The 19,915-nt window shown below is 39.1% G+C and carries 21 protein-coding genes; 17 read left to right on the forward strand and 4 right to left on the reverse strand.

What is annotated here, in order from left to right; all coding sequences use genetic code 11:
- Nucleotides 1–3: 3 nt before the first annotated feature.
- Nucleotides 4–1,449 carry a peptidylprolyl isomerase gene (locus D1013_RS15335; RefSeq protein ID WP_121850755.1) on the reverse strand — a complete coding sequence of 482 codons (1,446 nt, stop codon included), beginning with the start codon at nt 1,447–1,449 and terminating at the stop codon, nt 4–6.
- Nucleotides 1,442–2,332: a peptidyl-prolyl cis-trans isomerase gene (locus D1013_RS15340; RefSeq protein WP_121849667.1), complete on the reverse strand. Its 891-nt coding sequence runs from the start codon at nt 2,330–2,332 to the stop codon at nt 1,442–1,444. The genes D1013_RS15335 and D1013_RS15340 overlap by 8 nt, the downstream gene beginning before the upstream one ends.
- A 164-nt stretch (nt 2,333–2,496) precedes the next feature.
- Between D1013_RS15340 and D1013_RS15345 the strand changes: the two genes are divergently transcribed.
- The 8 genes from D1013_RS15345 (at nt 2,497) to D1013_RS15380 (ending at nt 8,705) form a co-directional block, all read left to right on the forward strand.
- A complete protein-coding gene (locus tag D1013_RS15345) occupies nt 2,497–2,949 on the forward strand; it encodes an SRPBCC family protein (RefSeq protein WP_121849668.1) in 453 nt (150 codons plus the stop codon).
- A 9-nt stretch (nt 2,950–2,958) separates the two neighbouring features.
- On the forward strand, nt 2,959–3,198 hold the full coding sequence (locus D1013_RS15350) for a hypothetical protein (protein ID WP_121849669.1): 240 nt from the start codon (nt 2,959–2,961) through the stop codon (nt 3,196–3,198).
- 5 nt (nt 3,199–3,203) lie between these two features.
- Nucleotides 3,204–4,337, forward strand: a complete 1,134-nt coding sequence (locus tag D1013_RS15355; protein WP_121849670.1) for a serine hydrolase — start codon at nt 3,204–3,206, stop codon at nt 4,335–4,337.
- Between the two features lie 37 nt (nt 4,338–4,374).
- Entirely contained in the window at nt 4,375–4,890 is a 516-nt protein-coding gene (locus D1013_RS15360; protein ID WP_121849671.1) for an SRPBCC family protein, read from the forward strand.
- Between the two features lie 2 nt (nt 4,891–4,892).
- Nucleotides 4,893–5,261: a VOC family protein gene (locus D1013_RS15365; RefSeq protein ID WP_121849672.1), complete on the forward strand. Its 369-nt coding sequence runs from the start codon at nt 4,893–4,895 to the stop codon at nt 5,259–5,261.
- Nucleotides 5,262–5,392: 131 nt separating this feature from the next.
- The gene (rluF, locus tag D1013_RS15370; RefSeq protein WP_121849673.1) at nt 5,393–6,124 is read left to right on the forward strand and encodes a 23S rRNA pseudouridine(2604) synthase RluF; all 732 of its coding nucleotides are present in this window, start codon (nt 5,393–5,395) and stop codon (nt 6,122–6,124) included.
- 122 nt (nt 6,125–6,246) lie between these two features.
- Nucleotides 6,247–7,578, forward strand: coding sequence for a carboxypeptidase-like regulatory domain-containing protein (locus D1013_RS15375; protein ID WP_121849674.1), 1,332 nt, complete (start codon nt 6,247–6,249; stop codon nt 7,576–7,578).
- An 80-nt stretch (nt 7,579–7,658) separates the two neighbouring features.
- The gene (locus D1013_RS15380) at nt 7,659–8,705 is read left to right on the forward strand and encodes a S66 peptidase family protein (protein ID WP_121849675.1); all 1,047 of its coding nucleotides are present in this window, start codon (nt 7,659–7,661) and stop codon (nt 8,703–8,705) included.
- Nucleotides 8,706–8,919: 214 nt separating this feature from the next.
- Here D1013_RS15380 and recQ read toward each other — a convergent pair whose 3' ends face one another.
- The gene (gene recQ, locus D1013_RS15385) at nt 8,920–11,130 is read right to left on the reverse strand and encodes a DNA helicase RecQ (protein ID WP_121849676.1); all 2,211 of its coding nucleotides are present in this window, start codon (nt 11,128–11,130) and stop codon (nt 8,920–8,922) included.
- Between the two features lie 254 nt (nt 11,131–11,384).
- On the opposite strand from recQ, the gene D1013_RS15390 reads away from it, so the two are divergent.
- From D1013_RS15390 to lptB, 3 genes are all read left to right on the forward strand, one after another.
- The gene (locus tag D1013_RS15390; protein WP_225621533.1) at nt 11,385–12,350 is read left to right on the forward strand and encodes a KpsF/GutQ family sugar-phosphate isomerase; all 966 of its coding nucleotides are present in this window, start codon (nt 11,385–11,387) and stop codon (nt 12,348–12,350) included.
- The gene (tatC, locus tag D1013_RS15395) at nt 12,350–13,204 is read left to right on the forward strand and encodes a twin-arginine translocase subunit TatC (protein ID WP_121849677.1); all 855 of its coding nucleotides are present in this window, start codon (nt 12,350–12,352) and stop codon (nt 13,202–13,204) included. The genes D1013_RS15390 and tatC overlap by 1 nt, the downstream gene beginning before the upstream one ends.
- A gap of 82 nt (nt 13,205–13,286) precedes the next feature.
- Complete coding sequence (gene lptB / locus D1013_RS15400; RefSeq protein WP_121849678.1) at nt 13,287–14,027, forward strand: LPS export ABC transporter ATP-binding protein; 741 nt, start codon at nt 13,287–13,289, stop codon at nt 14,025–14,027.
- Here the strand turns inward: lptB and D1013_RS15405 are convergent.
- A complete protein-coding gene (locus tag D1013_RS15405) occupies nt 14,024–14,788 on the reverse strand; it encodes a CDP-alcohol phosphatidyltransferase family protein (RefSeq protein ID WP_121849679.1) in 765 nt (254 codons plus the stop codon). The two genes, lptB and D1013_RS15405, sit on opposite strands and share 4 nt — an antisense overlap.
- A 72-nt stretch (nt 14,789–14,860) precedes the next feature.
- Here D1013_RS15405 and D1013_RS15410 point away from each other — a divergent pair, with 72 nt between their 5' ends.
- From D1013_RS15410 to D1013_RS15430, 6 genes are all read left to right on the forward strand, one after another.
- The gene (locus D1013_RS15410) at nt 14,861–16,066 is read left to right on the forward strand and encodes a lipoprotein N-acyltransferase Lnb domain-containing protein (RefSeq protein WP_225621534.1); all 1,206 of its coding nucleotides are present in this window, start codon (nt 14,861–14,863) and stop codon (nt 16,064–16,066) included.
- Nucleotide 16,067: 1 nt separating this feature from the next.
- Nucleotides 16,068–17,948, forward strand: coding sequence for an ABC-F family ATP-binding cassette domain-containing protein (locus D1013_RS15415; protein ID WP_121849680.1), 1,881 nt, complete (start codon nt 16,068–16,070; stop codon nt 17,946–17,948).
- Between the two features lie 18 nt (nt 17,949–17,966).
- Complete coding sequence (locus D1013_RS15420) at nt 17,967–18,473, forward strand: hypothetical protein (protein WP_121849681.1); 507 nt, start codon at nt 17,967–17,969, stop codon at nt 18,471–18,473.
- 29 nt (nt 18,474–18,502) lie between these two features.
- Entirely contained in the window at nt 18,503–18,658 is a 156-nt protein-coding gene (locus D1013_RS20420; protein WP_162987922.1) for a hypothetical protein, read from the forward strand.
- 56 nt (nt 18,659–18,714) lie between these two features.
- Complete coding sequence (locus D1013_RS15425) at nt 18,715–19,275, forward strand: cob(I)yrinic acid a,c-diamide adenosyltransferase (RefSeq protein ID WP_121849682.1); 561 nt, start codon at nt 18,715–18,717, stop codon at nt 19,273–19,275.
- 191 nt (nt 19,276–19,466) lie between these two features.
- Nucleotides 19,467–19,691 (forward strand): DUF2795 domain-containing protein, encoded by a 225-nt coding sequence (locus tag D1013_RS15430; RefSeq protein ID WP_013994285.1) that lies wholly within the window; start codon nt 19,467–19,469, stop codon nt 19,689–19,691.
- Nucleotides 19,692–19,915 lie beyond the last annotated feature (224 nt).

The following is a 19,915-nucleotide window of genomic DNA, read 5'->3' on the forward strand; positions in this document are numbered from 1 at the left end:
CAATTACTGTTTTACCCAGTTATTGGCAAAATCGCAATCGTGGTTAGATTCATTAACACTGATATAGGTTTCTTCGATGTGCTCGTCCATCCACTTTTTAATCTCGTTGTATTGCTTTTCTGTCTTCGCCAATTGCTGGATCTTCAGGTAGTCTTTCGCAAAATCTGCTTCGTGCTCATCGAACCTATTGGTCACCTTAAGAATTTTGTATTTCGGACCTCCTCCCCTTGGGTCTTGCTCCAAGATAGGATTAGAAACCTCATCATCTTTAAGATTTCTTACTTGATTGTAAAGGGTCGGATCCATTTTGGTAAGCTCAAAACGGCTATCGAAAGTGGTAGGGTTTCTTAACAGCCCACCATCAAATTTAGTTTCCTTCTCATCTGAAAAATTCAAAGCCGCCTGGGCGAAGGTGTACTTACCTTCTGAAATATGCTTTCTAATGGTGTCAAGTTCCGATTTCGCATCATCCAGGGCCTTTTGGGAGATTTCAGGCTGCATTAAAATATGCCTCAAATCCAATTCCTGGCCTCTTATTTTCTCAATATAAATAATATGATATCCAAATTGGGTCTCAAAAGGTTCTGAAATCTCACCTTCCTTAAGGCTAAAAGCAACATCTTTAAAGGTCTTATCAAAACCGGTTTCTTTTGTAATACTATAAAAACCACCTTTAGACTTAGAGCCTGGGTCTTGTGAGTAAAGAATGGCCTTCACGCTAAAACTAGCATCATTGTCTTCTACATCTGCCTTGATGGCATTGAGTTTATCTACAACATTTTGCTTTTCTTTTTCTGATGGTTCAGGAGATTTTACAATTTGTGCGATTTCCATTTCTGCACCAAAAACAGGTCGCTCTTCTTTCGGAATCTTATTATAGAACTGACGAACTTCTTCCGGCGTAATCTCTACACCTTCAACAATGCTTCCCTGCATTTTTTCAGAAAGCATTCTCAACTTGTTGATCTTGTTAATGTCTTCACGAAGGCTAGCCTCATCTTCCTTCTTATAGAATTTCAGCAATTTTTCCATCGAACCGATCTGCTGTACGAACCCCTGTATCTGACGCTCGGTAGTCGCTGCCACCTCATCATCGGATACCAAAAGACTGTCTTGAACCGCTTGGTGAGCATACAGACGGTCTTCCATCAGTTTTCCTAAAAGTCCGCAGCGGGTAATATCTGCCGTTGAGGCGCCTTGGCTTTTTAAATCGATCAATGTCTTTTCGATATCGGAATCAAGAATTACATAATCACCGACTACGGCGGCAATACCATCAAGTTTTACCTTCTTGAAGTTTCTTACGGTATCTTTAGTTACGACGGGTGCTTCAGTTTCTGTAGTTACTAATGCTTCATCTTGCGCATCTTGCTCTGTAACCGTCTCTTGTGCAAAGCCCGTAATGGCGATTACTGACATCAAAGAAAATAATCCTAATACTTTATTCATCATCTGTATAGATTTCAAATTCATTTTTTTTAATGGCCTCATCCAATATTTCAGTCTCCAGTTTACGAAGAAAGTCGAGCTTTCTACGGCTTAGAAGAACTTGTTCTATTTGAGGTTCTATATAAGACAAAGGTGCAATTTCGTTCACCTCTTTTACATCGACGATTTTAGCCAAATATACCCCCTTCTCATCCTCTAACTCGAAAAATTGTGATTTTTTTAGATGTTTATCGGCATCTTCAAATGTTAATGGAGGTATTTCACCTATAACCCTGGCAGCACTGACCCAAAGTGAGTCATTAAAGTTCAGTTTTCTAAACTGTACCCCTATACTGTCTAAATAAACCTTATCTTCTGGTTTAAAGCTCTTTAGTCTATCAATAACTTCATCTTTGTTCAAAAATTGTTTGGGAAGCTCTACAAATCGCAATTGAACTACCTTTTCTTTTAGCTTAAAATTCTCTTTCTCAGCTTCATAGAACTGTTCCAATTGCGAATTACTAATGATAGAATCGCTTCCTTGACGAACCAATGCTTCTTTATACGCCCTTGTATAAAGGTCGGTACGATAGTTTGCTACCAAAGCATCATACTCCGATAGTTTGTCTTCCGGAAGGTTGATTTTGGCCTTATCTAACAGCAATTGTTTTGAAGCCCAATTATTGATATAATTCGTAACGAACGAAGCACTGTCTTCTTTCGAAATACCTTGTGCCAAAAGTTTAGATACCTCTTCTTTGTACAAATAGTTTTCGCCTACCCGAGCAATATACTCGGGCTCCTCTTTCTTGAAAAAGGAACCACAACCCACGGCCACCATCATTAAAAGTAATGGAAAGCCTCTTTTCACCCTTACTTTTTTGAAGAGTTGTAAAAATTTCATCCTGCAAAAATAAAAAAACCGAAATGGCGTGCAAAGCCTAACCTATTACTTAACAGATTTTTGGCGACCGCCTATTTTATTCATTACTTTAGGCTTGCATTGTTCAACAATGAGATATTCAATTCCAAAGCCAGACCTGAATACTTACGATACAAATATTCACAATGAAATATACGACAGAAATTAGGGTAAATGTACCTCGCCAAGTTTTCATTACAAAAATGGATAATGCAGATAACATGAAGCATTGGCAGGAAGGCCTTCTTTCGTTCGAATTTCTATCAGGAAAACCGGGAAGCGAAGGGGCGAAAATGGAACTGACCTATAAAATGAAAAACAGGGAAATGGTCTTGATCGAAACTATTTTAAAAAATAATTTCCCTTTTGAATTTCACGCCACTTACGATGCCAAAAATGTGCATAACATTCAAAAAAATTATTTTCAGGATATTGATGGGCATAGCACACAGTGGATCTGCGAAACCGAATTTCAATTTTCGGGACTCATGATGAAGACCATGGGCTTCTTAATGCCAGGCGCTTTTAAAAAGCAAACACTTAAATACATGAAAGACTTCAAGGCCTTTGCCGAAGACAGAATTTCGGTATCAAAATAAAATAGAGAGATGGAGAGGAAAATAAAAATGATTTGGGATTTTAGAGGGCCGGCAGCAGAAAAAACGGCAGAACATCACGTAATCCACTTAAAAGAATTTATCGCAGTTGAAAAAACAGAACTTGATATTACAGGTCACCAGCAATTAAATGAAATGCATAGTATTGCCTACATGGTGGTGACAGAGAACGAAATGAAAGCCATACGCGATGCCCTTCGGCCTCATCGTGGTGAAATCTATGAAGAATAAGGCCTATGAACATTAGAAGCCTTATCTTTATCATCAGTGTTGTGTTTCTGACATGCAAACCGACCAAAACGATTGAAGATCCCTTGTTGCATGTTCTCAGTTCAGAACAACCTGAAATCAAAAGGGTCATTGACAGTCTGGAACAATTTGAAGTACAAATAAGATACACCCAAATCAATAGAACTGAACAAGGTGTAACCTTTAAAGATTATGACTTTCAGGTTAACGACAATCAATATTTTTACCCCGCCAGTACGGTAAAGTTTCCGATTGCCGTTCTGGCTTTGGAAAAACTGAACGAATTGAATTCGATTCAGATGAACACTCGTTTTTATATAGAAGGAGACTCGGTAGAAACTACTTTTTTAAAAACGATTTCCGAAATTTTTGCTGTGAGCGATAACGACGCCAACAACCGTTTGGTTGAATTCATGGGCCAAGATTACATCAATTCTACCCTAAAGGCCAAAAAAATTGCTCCTGTTCGAATCGCCCATCGCTTGGGGTACCATTCAGAAGATCTGGCTACAAAACCACTGGTCATCTATGAGAACGACAGTACCACGACCCAACTGCCATCTACTATCAATACAGCACCTGAGCAATTGAATTTAGATAAAATAAAAAAGGGTAATGGATACTACGATGAGGAAAATCTCATTGAAGAACCTTATGATTTCAGTTTCAAGAATTATTATCCTATCAGTACCCAACATGAGGTCTTAAAACGGGTAATTTTTCCTGATGTGTTCGAAACGTCGGAACAATTTCATCTTTCGGAAGAACAAAGCTCTGCTTTACTGAAAGCAATGCACACGGTACCAAGAAAGGTGGGTTACGATCCAAAAACCTACTACGATGGTTATTGCAAATTCTTTATGTACGGAGATACGAAAGAAAATATTCCGGATCACATTGAAATCTACAATAAAGTAGGTTTTGCTTACGGTACTTTGACCGATTGCGCCTATATAAAAGATTTGAATAACCAAGTTGATTTCTTGATTACCGCTACCATTTTGGTCAATAAAAATGGTATTTTTAATGACAATGATTATGAATACGAAGAGGTAGGCATTCCTTTTTTGGCAGAGTTGGGCAGACAGCTATACCAACTTGAACTAAGCCGGAAAAAATAAATTCGATTTTACTGTAAAACTCAAAACCTTGGCAACTATGGGCAATTTGACTTTTGAATCGTTTACCAAAAAAATCTACCTGAAAAGCTCTTTGAAAAAGCTTTATTGGTGCTGGGCAACTAAAGAAGGTATTTGCACTTGGTTTCTAAGTAGCGCTCAATATGCAACAAAAGAAGGCGAAATCAGAAAGATGGACGAGCCTGTTCAAGAGGGCGACAACTATGTTTGGGAATGGCATAATTGGAACGGTCAAGAGAAAGGTCAAATTTTATTTGCCAATGGTGTCGACCATCTTGAATTTTCATTCGCGGGAAGTTGTAAAGTATCCATCAAACTTAAGGAAGTGAATTCTTTTATTCTACTCACCTTAAATCAATATGATATTCCGACAGATGAGAAAAGTAAAATGAACATTTACAATGGCTGTAGCAACGGATGGACTTTCTGGATGGCCAATCTAAAGGCCTATGTAGAACACGGCATTCTTTTAAATGAAACCGAGAACGACCTTACCAATGAACCACTTGCAGGTCACATTTTCGTAAATATGTAAAAATGTACGATAAGGTAAAAAGTATAAGAACGTTTATCGGGGCCCACAATTTTGAAGAATCTAGGCTCTTTTATCAATCTCTTGACTTTGAGGAGAGAGTTATAAGTGACAAAATGAGCTTATTTATTGTCAACGACCATCTTTCTTTCTATCTGCAAGATTATTATGTGAAAGATTGGATAGACAATTCAATGGTTCTTTTGGAAATGGAAGATTTAGATGCCTATTATGACTATCTAAGGTCCAAAAACTTAAGAAGTCGATTTAGTACGGTCAAATTTACCAAGATCAAGAATTTCGATTACGGACGGGAAATTTTCTTGCACGACCCCTCAGGCGTTCTATGGCACTTTTGTGAATTAAAAAAATAAAGCGCCTTACATAAAGACTTCGCATCGCAACCTCATAAATCTTGAGTACTTAATTACCCCATTAGTCTTGCTACTGATCGATTAGTTCTTTGTTCGGAAAGCCATAACTTTGTACCCTTAAAAAATCAGTAGTGCAAGAACCAAAACAGACACGCATCAACAAATACCTTAGCGAGGTCGGTTATTGCTCAAGAAGAGCGGCCGATAAACTTATTGAGCAAGGCAGGGTTACCATTAACGGAAAAGTGCCTGAAATGGGAACGAAAATAAGTGAAGGTGACGATGTGCGGGTTGATGGAAAATTGATAAACGAACCCGAAGAGAAACCGGTCTACCTTGCTTTTAACAAGCCTATAGGCATCGTTTGCACTACCGATACGCGTGTCGAAAAAGACAACATCATCGATTTCATCAATTATCCTAAAAGAATTTTTCCCATCGGTAGGTTGGACAAGCCAAGTGAGGGACTCATTTTTTTGACCAACGATGGAGATATCGTGAATAAAATTTTGCGTGCCAGAAATCATCACGAGAAAGAATATTTAGTTACCGTTAATCGACCTATAACAAAAGACTTTCTAAATAAGATGAGTAATGGCGTCCCAATTCTTGATACCGTTACAAGAAAATGTAAAGTGGAACAGATCAGCAATTTCGAATTCAAAATTATTTTGACCCAAGGCCTTAACCGCCAAATACGGCGCATGTGCGAGTATTTAGATTATAGGGTTACTCGGCTAAAGCGCATTCGCATTATGAACGTAAAATTAGACGTTCCAGTCGGAAAATGGAGAGACCTTACCGCTACCGAACTCAAAGAAATAAACAAGCTAGTCTCTTCTTCTGCCAAAACCCACGACTAACACCTTCAATACTAGAGGGTGGCCCCATACTCAACAACCTTGCGGAAAAAGCAATTTTTAACATCCTACATGGTTAAAAATTAGTAACTTAGAGTAGACTCAACACTCATAATTCATTCAACATGTTACCGCAATTCTCAATCAACTCAAAAAAATCCAGAGTAACGGTATTTTTTATTTTACTTTTTGCTCTGGTCATAGGGTCTGAAAAAAGCTCGGCCTTTTTTCAAGACGATATTCAAGAAGAGGCCGATTATGTTCTTTTCAAAGGAGAGGTAGTTGACTCCGATAACAGAAAACCTTTGGTTTTTGCTTCTCTAATGGTCGAAAACACCAATATCAGCACTATTACCAACACCGAAGGCGAGTTCTCTCTAAAAGTGCCGGAAGAAATGGCCAATGCAAATATTATCGTGGCATTTTTAGGGTATAAGACAAAGACAATTCCTTTAGCGCAATTGAAAGATGGCAACAACCGAATTACAATGGATATTTCGATTACCGAACTTTCAGAGATCAATGTAAGTGTGCCGAAGGACGCCGAAGCCTTGGTGCGGGAGACCTTAAAGAAAAAAGGGGAAAACTATTTTGATGACCCAACTTTAATGACCGCGTTCTATCGGGAAACCATTAAGAAAAGAAGAAAAAATGTTTCGCTTTCCGAAGCGGTCGTAAATATTTATAAAACGCCTTATACCTCTTTAAAACAAGATGGGGTAAAACTATATAAGGCCAGAAAAAGTACCGACTATGATAAGCTAGACACCATTGCCCTGAAGTTACAAGGGGGGCCTTTTAATGCGCTTTTTGTAGACATTATGAAATATCCCGAGTATATTTTTTCTAACGAATCTATCGGCTATTACGATTTTAGGTTCGACAGATCGACCCGGGTCAATGACCGTTTGATTTATGTGATCGATTTTTCACAAAAACCCTATATAGCCGACCCGCTATATAAAGGCAAATTGTACATAGACGCCGAGAATAAGATACTCACAAGTGCTATATATAGTTTGAACATTACTGATAAAGAAACTGCCTCAAGGTTATTTGTAAGGCGAAAACCGGCGAACGCAAGGGTTTGGCCCAATGAAGTTGCCTATCGGGTCGATTACCGCGAAAAGAACGGACGATGGTACTATGGGTATAGCAACGTGCTTTTAGAATTTAAAGTTGATTGGGATCGGCGCTTGTTCAATTCAGTATACACTATGACCTGCGAAATGGCAGTTACCGACTGGAAAAAGAATATGGCGGCCGATTATCCTAAATTGAAAGACCGAATTAAAACCTCCATTATTCTGAGCGATGAAGCCATTGGTTTTGCCGACCCTGATTTTTGGGGCGAGTATAACATTATAGAACCCGAAAAATCAATTGAATCGGCCATTAAAAAAATTCAACGACAACTTAGAAGGGCCAATTCTAGCGGTGGGGCATCCATACCCTAAAACTCATTAACAAATTTTAAAATCGGCTTAGGCCGATTTTTTTATTCTGTGTAACTTCCTATCCCAATAAAAAGCTGATAATGATTGATAGAAGAAAATTTATGGGAGCCGCCGCTGCGGCCTCTAGTACTTTACTCTTTCCACAGAAACTATTTTCAGAAGCAATTGCTGATAACGATTTTAAAATTCTTCCTAAAAGAATAAAAAAAGGTGACACCATTGGTCTTATCGCACCGGGCTATGCGGTTAAGCCGGAAGTCTTGGAAAATGCGATAAAAACCTTGGAGAAAATAGGACTCAAACCTTATCATACTTCTAGAATTGTAGGCAATCATGGCTATTTCAGCAACACCGATGAAGAACGGGCCAAAGATTTAAACGAGATGTTCGCCAATGACAAAATCGATGCCATATTATGTGCCAGAGGCGGCTACGGGTGCACTCGAATTATGTCAAAAATCGATTATAATAATATAAAGAACAATCCGAAGGTTCTCATCGGTTTCAGTGATGTTACAGCCTTATTGAATGGTATTTATAAGGAAACAGGGTTGATTACTTTTCACGGACCCGTAGGTAGCACATTAGATGACTCTTATAGCATAGAGTATTTAAAAAATGTTGTTATGAAGGCAAAGAACAAACTACTAATCGAAAATGTTGATCTTGATGCCAAGAAGAAAATTGACCCTGAATACGAACGCTACACAATTACATCTGGAACTGCCCATGGAAAAATAGTTGGAGGCAGTCTAACCCTCATCAATGCTTTGATAGGCACCCCACATGAACTAGATTTCACAAATGCTATCGTTTGTATTGAAGATGTTGAAGAAGCCCCTTATCGCATCGATAGGATGCTCACCCAATTAATTGAAGGTAAAACGTTTAAAAATGCCTCGGGTATTGCTTTTGGTGTTTGTGCGGGTTGCAACGAGTCGACCAATCCGCTCTCATTTTCTTTAAAAGAAGTAATTCTCGATAGAATCAAACCCTTGGGTATTCCTGCGGTTTACGGTATGAGTTTTGGCCATGTGGAGAACAACTTTATATTTCCTATTGGCATAAAAGCACAACTTAATGCCAACCAAATGACACTTCAACTGTTGGAAAAAGCAGTCGATTAAAACTTGTGTGCGCTATTGAAGTCCTAGACGGATTGAATCTCAGCTAGGCTCTGACCTTATTTCAGATATCTCAAGAAGTAGTAATTTAAAGCTGATAAATTCAACCCTTTCTTTCAAAATTCATATGAATAGAAATGGAGATTGAATCGATGGAATTCCAAATATAAAAAGCCCCGAATATCGGGGCTCTTTCTTGTTTCTTGCAGCAAAGCACCTAATTGGCTACTTCGCTAATAAACTTAAGCCGGTATAGCCTGAGCTCTTCATCTTCATAGTCTCCATCAAACTCTTTCATTGCTTCCTCAAGATTATCGGTTTCAGCCTCTAGAAAATAATCATGAATCTCTTCTTGCTGGTCTTCATCCAAAATCTCATCTATCCAATAATCGATATTCAGCTTGGTACCACTGTAGACTATTTGTTCCATTTCTTTAATGAGTTCGGGAATTTCCAGCCCTTTTGCATCAGCGATATCGTTCAGCGGCAATTTTCGGTCTACATTTTGAATGATGTACAATTTAAGCGCAGAATTTGCCCCCGTACTTTTAACCACGAGGTCATCTGGTCGTACGATATCATTTTCCTCAACATAGGCAGCTATAAAATCGACAAATGGCTTTCCGTACTTTTTGGCTTTACCCTCTCCTACCCCATTTATGTTGTTAAGCTCTTTTAGGCTTACAGGATACTTCATCGCCATATCTTCTAAAGATGGGTCTTGAAACACCACAAAAGGAGGCACACCTAGCTTCTTGGCTTGCAACTTTCTAAGGTCTCGCAATTGTTTGATCAACTTATCATCTGCCACGGCCCCTTTCGCCACGCCTACAATCGAATCACTCTCTTCCGAACTATATGTATGATCTTTGGTCATCATGAACGATTCAGGAGCATTTAAAAATCCTTTGCCCTTATCGGTCACATGTAGAATACCGTATTGTTCAATTTCTTTTTTGATCAGTCCCGCAACAATCATTTGTCGGATCAAGGCCATCCAATGCTCTTTTCCCTTATCGGAACCGATACCGAATACCGACTTCTCATCGGTTTTATGGGATGATATCAAGGCGTTTACCTTTCCGGTCAGTGTCTTGACCACCTCTTTGCTCTTGAACTTCTCGTTAGTTCCTTGAATAACCTCGAGAACTTTGGTCACATCCTCTTTTGCCTCTACCTTTTCTTTGGGGTTGCGGGAGTTGTCATCCATATCCGCCCCGTCACCATTCACCTCATCAAATTCTTCCCCAAAATAATGGAGCATGAATTTTCTTCTTGACATGGAAGTCTCGGCATAGGCAACTACTTCTTGCAAAAGTGCATTACCAATTTCTTGCTCTGCTACCGGCTTATTAGACATAAATTTCTCTAGTTTCTCTATGTCTTTATAAGCATAAAATGCCAAGCAGTGGCCTTCGCCACCATCGCGGCCTGCGCGCCCTGTTTCTTGGTAATAGCTTTCTATACTTTTAGGAATATCATGATGTATTACAAACCGAACATCGGGTTTGTCAATTCCCATTCCGAAGGCAATCGTTGCCACCACTACATCAACATCCTCCATCAAGAACATGTCTTGATATTTCGAACGGGTTTTGGCATCGAAACCGGCATGATAAGGTACCGCACTGACACCGTTCACCTGAAGTACCTGAGCCAATTCCTCAACCCTTTTTCTACTAAGACAGTAGATAATGCCAGACTTACCCTCGTTTTTTTTCACAAAACGGATAATGTCTGAATCAACATTGGCAGTTTTAGGCCGAACCTCATAAAAAAGGTTGGCCCTGTTAAAGGAAGCCTTAAATGACCTGGCCCCTGTTATACCAAGGTTTTTAATGATATCTTCTTGAACTTTAGGCGTAGCGGTAGCAGTAAGCGCAATAACAGGAATACTGTCATCAAGCCTATTTACTATGGTTCTCAGATTTCTATATTCCGGTCTAAAATCGTGGCCCCATTCCGATATACAATGGGCCTCATCTACCGCAATAAAAGACAGCTTTACGCTTTGCAGAAATTCGACGTAGTCTTCTTTTGTAAGTGATTCGGGCGCTACATAAAGTAATTTGGTAACACCTTCAACTATATCTTGCTTTACCTGTTTGACCTCTGTTTTTGTCAATGAAGAATTTAATACGTGGGCAATACCGTTCTGGTCTGAAATACCTCGAATGGCGTCTACCTGATTCTTCATTAGGGCAATCAGTGGTGAGACCACTATAGCCGTGCCTTCTTGCATCAATGCAGGAAGTTGATAACAAAGGGACTTTCCGCCTCCTGTGGGCATAATGGCAAAAGTATTATCGCCTTGCAAAATACTATTGACCACGTCTTTTTGCAGTCCCTTGAACTCAGAGAAGCCAAAATACTTCTTTAATGCCGAGTGCAGTTCACTATCGTTAATGACGGGTCTGTCGCTAGCCATATAATTTTATAAAATATTGTGGGTTGAAAAACAATTTTTGAGAATTCATTTTTCTTGAATGGGGGAATTAAGGTTTGATCCAAATAATTTACCGGGCAAAATGGATTACCCTCTACTTAGTTTTGTAATTTTGTAATCTTAAATATAAAACAATCTTTTCTAAACTCCTGTGTTTTTGGATAGTTTTAGGAAAAGTGCACTTTTATGCGTCAAATGGCGCGCAAAGTTAACAACCTTCTAACATTGACCATAATTTGAGCGATACAAAAGTTTCTCTTTCGATTGCAAAAAAAACTATTGAAATGGAGGGTGCCGCCATATTGAACTTGGCCACTCTTTTAGACTCAGAGTTCTCCGATACGGTCGATTGCATCTTAAATTGTCATGGAAGAGTAGTCGTAACCGGTGTTGGCAAAAGTGCCATCATTGCCTCTAAGATTGTTGCGACCCTAAACAGCACTGGAACCCCAGCCATATTTATGCATGCTGCCGATGCCATTCACGGTGACCTTGGCACCATTCAGGAAAACGATGTGGTTATCTGTATTTCCAACAGCGGCAATACCGCCGAAATAAAATTATTGGTACCGTTAATTAAAAGAGGCAATAACAAATTGATCGCCATGACGGGAAATTTAGAGTCGTACCTCGCTTTAGAAGCGGACCATAGGCTCAATACCTATGTGGAAAAAGAGGCATGCCCCAACAACCTCGCACCGACTACCAGTACTACTGCACAGATGGTCGTTGGCGATGCTTTGGCCATTTCGCTATTGAAAATAAAAGGTTTTACCAGTAAAGACTTCGCCAAATACCATCCCGGAGGTGCCTTGGGAAAAAGATTGTACCTAAAAGTCGAAGAGATCGTTCTAAACAACCAAAGACCGGAAGTTGATATAAGTGCAGGTGTCAAAGAGGTTATTGTAGAAATTTCGCAAAAGATGTTGGGAGCCACTGCCGTTACAGAAAACGGTAATTTGGTCGGCATCATTACCGACGGCGATATCAGGCGAATGTTGAATAAGTATGATAACATTAGCGGCCTTATTGCCAAAGATATCATGACCAGCAACCCAAAGACCATATCATCTAAAGTGCTGGCCGTAGAAGCCACTAAAATCATTCAAAAGAATGGTATTTCACAATTATTGGCTGTAGATGGTAATAAATACGTCGGTGTTGTACATTTGCACAATTTGATAAAAGAAGGCATACTATAATGGCTAAACAAAATACGAAGACCCCCGACGAAATGTCGTTTTTAGACCACCTAGAAGAATTAAGGTGGCATCTCATAAGATCTACCATAGCTGTGGTCATTATTGGCAGTGTCGCTTTCTTAATGAAAAGCTTCATTTTTGACACGGTCATTTTCGGCCCTTCAAAAATGAATTTTCCCACTTATAAGTTGTTTTGCGACATCGCTACCTCTTTGGGTTTTGACTCTGCCTTTTGTGCCGATAAATTGCCCTTTTCAATACAGAGTAGGCAAATGTCAGCTCAATTTTCGATGCATATTTGGACCTCTATTTGGGCAGGATTCATAATTGGCTTCCCTTATATTCTTTATGAGTTGTGGAAATTCATCAGTCCAGGATTGTATGAAAAAGAACGGAAACACTCAAGAGGATTTATTTTTGTTGCCTCGCTTCTCTTTTTCATGGGCGTTCTTTTTGGTTACTATGTAGTCGCACCACTATCAATCAACTTCTTAGGAACCTATCAAGTAAGCCCCGATATACTTAATGAATTCGACATCGATAGTTATATTGGCACTGTACGCTCTGCAGTAATTGCATGCGGTATCTTATTCGAATTACCGATTATTATTTTCTTTTTGACCAAAGTGGGTCTAATTACCCCTGAAATCATGAAGAAGTACCGTAAAATTGCCTTGGTAATAGTTCTAATCTTGTCAGCTGTAATAACGCCGCCGGATGTAGCGAGCCAAATAATTGTAGCCGTACCGGTATTGATACTCTATCAAATAAGTATTTACATTTCAGGATACGTTCTGAAAAAAGAGGCCAAGAACGAAGAAAGACTTAAGAAAAAAGGGTTAAAGAAAATGTAAACCCTATCAAGAATTAAAAGTTTCCTGTTTCTTTGGGATAGAGAGAAAAAGGAGGCTTTTATTTTGAAAAAGAATTACAAAGATGAAACTGCGTGCTGAAAACATAATGAAATCCTACCGGGGCCGTAAAGTGGTCAAGGGCATATCGCTTGAAGTAAATCAAGGGGAAATCATTGGTCTCTTAGGGCCTAACGGCGCAGGTAAGACTACCTCGTTCTACATGATTGTGGGCCTGGTAAAACCTAATGGTGGAAACATCTACCTTGATGGCACCGATATTACCAAGTACCCTATGTACAAAAGGGCACAAAATGGCATCGGTTATCTGGCACAAGAAGCTTCGGTCTTTAGAAAACTGAGCATCGAAAAAAATATTCTGAGTGTTCTACAGCTGACCAAATTGAGCAAGAAAGAGCAATTGATGAAAATGGAATCGCTCATCGAAGAGTTCGGTTTGGGCCATATTCGTAAAAACAGGGGCGATTTGCTTTCAGGTGGTGAAAGAAGAAGAACCGAAATCGCTCGTGCCTTGGCTACGGATCCCAAATTTATTTTGTTAGATGAGCCATTTGCCGGTGTAGACCCTGTAGCGGTAGAAGACATTCAAAGAATCGTTGCTCAGCTCAAGAACAAAAACATCGGAATTCTCATAACCGACCACAACGTTCAAGAAACGCTGGCCATTACCGAGCGTTCATATCTGATGTTCGAAGGTGGAATTTTAAAATCCGGTGTGCCAGAAGATCTTGCTGCCGATGAAATGGTCAGAAAAGTGTACCTGGGTCAAAACTTTGAACTTCGCAAAAAGAAGCTTGACTTCTAAGCCTTCTTCGTTTTATCTCTTAAAGTCGTTACCACCGAGGTGATGATATAAAATGCAATTATAAAAGGTACTGCCAAAAATTCTAAGGTAACTAGCAACACCAAGCTAATGGCAATGAATATATAGCGCAGCCCATTATCTTTAAAACTCCAATTTTTAAATTTCAAGGCAAACAACTCAATTTTCGAATTTAAAAGGTAGGCACTCAAAATAGTGAGTCCTATTAAAAACCATTGATTTAGAATTATCGAGCTGAGAACTTCATTGTTATGGTTGTAAAGTATCAAGGGTAATGAAAGAATCAAAAGGGTGTTGGCAGGTGTAGGCAACCCGATAAACGAAGAAACCTGATTTTCATCAATATTGAACTTGGCGAGACGATAGGCTGAAGCCAATGTAATTATGAACCCCAGTAATGGTAAGGGGTGAAGAATTGCCTTAAAAGAATGGTTAGACGGGTCTGCTTCCAACAAAGTGCCGGCATTCCAACCACCTGTCATTGACATTCCCAAAAGCTGAAACATGACAATGCCCGGAACCAAGCCGCTCGTAATCATGTCGGCCAAAGAATCCAACTGCACTCCCAATTCGCTTTGAACCTTGAGTAATCTTGCGGCCAAACCATCAAAAAAATCAAAAAATATCCCCAAAAAAACGAAAATCGCGGCCATTTCGAGTTCATTCAAAACAGCAAAAACAGCAGCGATACATCCACAAAAAACGTTTAAAAGAGTGATAAGATTGGGAATGTATTTTTTCATAAAGTCGAAGGATTTGCGTAAAAATAATACAATTTCACTTCAATCAGGTCAGACCATAATTTATTCGGATATTTGCCCAAAATAATAGCTGTAATCAGAAAGCCATTGAAAAAAGTACTCTTCCTATTTTTATCGGTTATTAGCTTTTCTGCGTATTGCCAAAAAGTAGAACTGACTCCTCAAGCCCAAATTAGCATCATTACCTGTGGTGCCGGAGATGAGATTTATTCCAAATTTGGCCACAGCGCCATTCGAATTAAAGACAGTTCTCAGGGTATTGATGTAGTTTATAATTATGGTACGTTTGATTTTACCACCCCTAACTTTACCCTAAAATTTGCCCGCGGCAAACTTGATTATACCTTGACTCGGCAGAGTTTTCCGTACTTTTTACTGAGCTACGAAGAAGAGAACCGCTGGGTAAAAGAGCAAATCTTGAAAATAGGCTTGCCAGAAAAACAAGAGCTCTTCAACCTCTTGGAAACGAACTACCTGCCCCAGAATAGAGACTATAAGTATGATTTTTTCTTTAATAATTGTTCGACAAAGATTTGGGATGTTCTAAAACAATCGTACGGTGAAAAACTTGCATTCAAAGACGATTATTTAAACGAACAGTTCACCCATCGCCAACTGATCAGGCACAATGTACCCGTTAATAGTTGGTTAGGCTTTGGCATTGATTTAGCTTTGGGTTCGGTGATAGATGATACGGCAACACCCTACGAACACATGTTCTTGCCCTATTATACTATGAAGCAATTAGAGGTTTCGACCCTTGACAATGAGGTTTTTACCTCCGGACCGGAAAGCCTTTTTGAGCCTCAAAAAACAGATAGCTCATCCATCTTTTTGCTCTCACCAGGCTTTTGGCTGACCATCTTTTTAATCGCTGTTTTACTGCTCACTTTCATCGACTTTAAATACAATACCCGCAGACGCTGGCTAGATTTCATTTTATTTTTTATACCCGGAATCATAGGCCTTGGTGTCATCTTTCTTTGGTTCTTTACCGACCACACCCAAACCGCGGGCAACTTTAACATTATCTGGGCTTTTCCGGCACACTTATTTGTTGCTTTTGTAGTCGCCAGAAAGAGAGGGCCTAATTGGGTAGCCAAATATGCTCTTTTCTCGTTGGGATTGATTGTTGCGAGTATGTTCATATGGTTGGTCGGTCTACAAATATTTTCGCCCTTACTTATGTTGGTATGGTTGGCCTTGGCAGCTCGATACCTATTTTTGTTCTGGTCTTATAAAAAACCTTTGTTAGCTTAGCATGAACCTCTTAACGGTAGAAAACATATCAAAATCGTACGGCGAACGGGTTTTGTTCACCGACTTGTCTTTTGGCATTAACAAGGGCCAAAAGATTGCATTGATTGCCAAAAATGGAACGGGGAAGACCTCGATTCTAAACATTATGTCGGGTAGCGACACCCCCGATAGCGGTCAAGTAAACTTCAGAAAAGGCATCAGGGTCAGTTTTCTTGACCAGGAGCCTAATCTCGACCCCAAATTGACTGTCGAGGAAACAATTTTCGCATCTGACAATGAAATTCTTCAGGTAATACATGCCTATGAAAAGGCATTGGAAAACCCCGAAGAGGCAGAAAAATACCAAGCAGCTTTTGAAGCAATGGAGCGCTTTAACGCGTGGGACTTTGAAACCCTTTATAAGCAAATACTCTTTAAGTTAAAACTTGAAAGATTGGATGCTAAAGTAGGTTTACTGTCCGGTGGCCAAAAGAAACGCTTGGCGTTGGCCAATGCCCTAATCAACAAACCTGACCTATTGGTTCTTGATGAGCCGACCAACCATCTTGACCTTGAAATGATTGAATGGTTAGAAGAATATTTTGCCAAAGAAAACATGAGCCTGTTCATGGTTACGCACGATCGTTATTTTTTAGAGCGTGTTTGTAATGAGATACTAGAATTAGATGACCAGCAATTATTTTCTTATAAAGGCAACTATTCTTATTACTTAGAAAAAAAAGAAGCCCGAATTGAACAGGTAGCGGTAGAGCAACATAAGTCACAACGTCTTTTCAAAAAAGAACTGGAGTGGATGAGAAGGCAGCCGAAAGCCCGAACCACCAAATCAAAATCTAGAATTGACGATTTTAAGGTGATTAAAGAAAAGGCCGGACAGAGAAGAAAAGACCATGAAATACAGCTCGAAATCAATATGGAGCGTATGGGGAGTAAAATCCTTGAGATTCATAAAATTTCGAAGTCCTATCCCGAAAAACCCATTTTAGATCAATTCAATTACACATTTAAGAAGGGCGAACGAGTTGGTATTATCGGGAAAAACGGAACCGGAAAATCGACCTTTCTCAATATTATTACAGGTACCGACGAACCTGATGCCGGTAAAGTTGTTATCGGCGATACTATAAAATTCGGCTATTACACACAAAAGGGCATTCATGTAAAAGAAGGCCAGAAAGTAATAGACGTAATTCGAGATTTTGGTGACTACATACCCTTAAAAAAAGGACGCCAAATCTCAGCGCAGCAATTACTCGAGCGTTTTCTTTTTGACCGGAAAAAACAATATGATTTTGTTGAAAAACTGAGTGGCGGTGAGCGTAAGCGTTTGTACCTCTGTACGGTTTTGATACAGAACCCCAATTTTCTAATTCTTGATGAGCCGACCAACGATCTCGATATTGTCACCTTGAACGTTTTGGAGAGCTTCTTATTAGATTTTCCGGGTTGTTTGATAGTGGTATCGCACGATCGTTATTTTATGGATAAGATAGTCGACCATTTATTTGTCTTTAGAGGCGACGCTATCGTTGAAGACTTTCCCGGTAATTACTCCGATTTCAGGGCTTATGAAGACAGTAAAATCATAGAAGAGCGTCAAGAAAAAGCTTTAGCCAATAAGGAAGCTAAAAATAATTCTGAAAATCAGCCTAAGACCAATAAAACAGGCCTTTCTTATCTTGAACAAAAGGAGTTCAAGAACCTCGAGAAAGAGATAGAAAAACTTGAAAAAGAAAAAGTTGAGGTTCAAAATCAATTTACCGACCCTAGCCTGTCAGGAGATGAGATTGACCAACTTAGCATCAAGCTGCAAGAGGTAATCGATACAATTGAGGAAAAGACAGAACGGTGGTTCGAACTCTCTGCCCTACTCGAAGAATAATATAAGTCCGGAATATTTTTGTTCAAGTTTTTAAAATATATCAGATTCATAGCCCGCTCGACCAATCAACATGGGGTGCATTCTCCTTTTGTATTTGCCTACGTTACACAGTGCCTGTATTCCAAAAAGAGTTATGGCAGTAACAAGACTTTAAACGTTCTTCTTAAAAATTTAGATTATTTCAAAGTCAATCGTCTGAATATTTACCGAGCTAATTCTTTGACCTCTTCATCCGTAAAAAAACATTTTCCGAATATTAGTATTGGGGATTTAAATCCTGAATTGATCTATGTAGATACGTTGACCCAGAGAAGCTTTGATGAGCTTTTTTCCGAAAAGCTGGGCTCTTTGAATCATCATTCGATAATTTTGATCAACGATATTTACTCAAATATGGAAGCCATTGAACTATGGAACCGTTTAAAAGAACTATCTGAGGTCACCGTTACAGTTGATATGTTCTATTGCGGAACGGTATTTTTCAGAAAGGAACAAGTTGAGGAGCATTTTAAGATTCGAATTTAATCCGTTAATTTTAGACCTATTTCAGTAAAATGGGAAATAATACTATTTATTACATACTTGGTATCGTTGCGGTGGTCTATTTGCTCATATCAATGACCAATAAAAGACAGGGTAAAAAGAGAAAGTCACGTAAATTCATGGAAGGTTACAAACGAAAGGAAAAAACAGAAGATACCGAACAGTAAAAGCACTCCATAACAACCCTTCACTCTTTCGATTCGCGTTCAATCAATAAAAGCTTATGAAAATTTACACAAAGACCGGCGACAGGGGCACTACTGCCTTGATTGGGGGCACTAGGGTAAAAAAACATCATGTGCGCATAGAGAGCTATGGTACCATTGATGAGCTAAATTCGTGGTTGGGCCTCATTAGAGACCAAGAGGCAAGCAAAGAATTTAAAGAGGTGTTGGTCAAAATTCAAAATGAGCTATTTGTGGTAGGCTCATTACTTGCCGTAGACCCAGAAAAAGAGTCTTCAAAAAAAGTAAATCGAATGTCTATTCCTGAGTTGAACGATAGTATTCTTGACTTACTGGAAAGCGAAATCGACCAAATGAACGAAACGCTGTCGCCCATGACCCATTTTATACTTCCAGGGGGTCATACTTCTGTGTCATACTGTCACATAGCCCGAACGGTTTGCAGAAGGGCAGAAAGAATGTGCACTCTACTTCACGAAAAAGAACCATTAAATAATTTAGTTCTGTCATTTTTGAATCGGTTGAGCGACTATTTATTTGTACTGGCACGAAAATTGTCGCAACAATTGAAAGCAGAAGAAGTAAAATGGATTCCCTAAAAAAGAATATTTATTCATTCATGGGAAACTTTGAGATTAAGCCTTGAATAATTTGTTATTTTCTAATAATTTGATTATTTCTTCGTTATCAAACTATTAAATCAAAAATATTGCTGACAAAATGGTCATTTTACTTGGCTATGAATTCAGAAAATTTATTTTTGCAAAAATTTTAAAACCGATTTATTACAATGTACTGGACATTAGAACTAGCATCTTATTTGAGCGATGCACCATGGCCGGCCACCAAAGATGAGTTGATTGATTACTCGATCCGTACCGGTGCGCCTTTAGAGGTCGTCGAAAACTTGCAGTCCATGGAAGAGGAAGGCGGTGAAATTTACGAATCTATCGAAGAGATCTGGCCTGATTATCCTACTGAAGAAGACTATCTCTGGAACGAGGATGAGTATTAATCCCTTTCCAAGAAACTAATATAAAAAGCTCCGTTTAGGGGCTTTTTTTGGTTGTTGACTTTCCTTTTCGAATGGCGCAATAATCCTTCAAAATAAAAGAATTTCTTAGGTCACAATTTGTTAAATTCGCCCCACATGGCATATAAGGTTGCAAGTTCTCTGTAATTTTGGCAGTCGAACTACTGATTTCTCCATTATCCCATTAGTGGAATAGCTTTTGAGAA

This window comes from Euzebyella marina, assembly GCF_003687485.1.
GTDB lineage: Bacteria > Bacteroidota > Bacteroidia > Flavobacteriales > Flavobacteriaceae > Euzebyella > Euzebyella marina.

Bases quoted from the DNA above. Each gene is read 5' to 3' on its own strand.
- D1013_RS15335 (WP_121850755.1), bottom strand. From the start codon at position 1,449: ATGAATAAAGTATTAGGATTATTTTCTTTGATGTCAGTAATCGCCATT.
- D1013_RS15340 (WP_121849667.1), bottom strand. From the start codon at position 2,332: ATGAAATTTTTACAACTCTTCAAAAAAGTAAGGGTGAAAAGAGGCTTT.
- D1013_RS15345 (WP_121849668.1), top strand. From the start codon at position 2,497: ATGAAATATACGACAGAAATTAGGGTAAATGTACCTCGCCAAGTTTTC.
- D1013_RS15350 (WP_121849669.1), top strand. From the start codon at position 2,959: ATGGAGAGGAAAATAAAAATGATTTGGGATTTTAGAGGGCCGGCAGCA.
- D1013_RS15355 (WP_121849670.1), top strand. From the start codon at position 3,204: ATGAACATTAGAAGCCTTATCTTTATCATCAGTGTTGTGTTTCTGACA.
- D1013_RS15360 (WP_121849671.1), top strand. From the start codon at position 4,375: ATGGGCAATTTGACTTTTGAATCGTTTACCAAAAAAATCTACCTGAAA.
- D1013_RS15365 (WP_121849672.1), top strand. From the start codon at position 4,893: ATGTACGATAAGGTAAAAAGTATAAGAACGTTTATCGGGGCCCACAAT.
- D1013_RS15375 (WP_121849674.1), top strand. From the start codon at position 6,247: ATGTTACCGCAATTCTCAATCAACTCAAAAAAATCCAGAGTAACGGTA.
- D1013_RS15380 (WP_121849675.1), top strand. From the start codon at position 7,659: ATGATTGATAGAAGAAAATTTATGGGAGCCGCCGCTGCGGCCTCTAGT.
- recQ (WP_121849676.1), bottom strand. From the start codon at position 11,130: ATGGCTAGCGACAGACCCGTCATTAACGATAGTGAACTGCACTCGGCA.
- tatC (WP_121849677.1), top strand. From the start codon at position 12,350: ATGGCTAAACAAAATACGAAGACCCCCGACGAAATGTCGTTTTTAGAC.
- lptB (WP_121849678.1), top strand. From the start codon at position 13,287: ATGAAACTGCGTGCTGAAAACATAATGAAATCCTACCGGGGCCGTAAA.
- D1013_RS15405 (WP_121849679.1), bottom strand. From the start codon at position 14,788: ATGAAAAAATACATTCCCAATCTTATCACTCTTTTAAACGTTTTTTGT.
- D1013_RS15415 (WP_121849680.1), top strand. From the start codon at position 16,068: ATGAACCTCTTAACGGTAGAAAACATATCAAAATCGTACGGCGAACGG.
- D1013_RS20420 (WP_162987922.1), top strand. From the start codon at position 18,503: ATGGGAAATAATACTATTTATTACATACTTGGTATCGTTGCGGTGGTC.
- D1013_RS15425 (WP_121849682.1), top strand. From the start codon at position 18,715: ATGAAAATTTACACAAAGACCGGCGACAGGGGCACTACTGCCTTGATT.
- D1013_RS15430 (WP_013994285.1), top strand. From the start codon at position 19,467: ATGTACTGGACATTAGAACTAGCATCTTATTTGAGCGATGCACCATGG.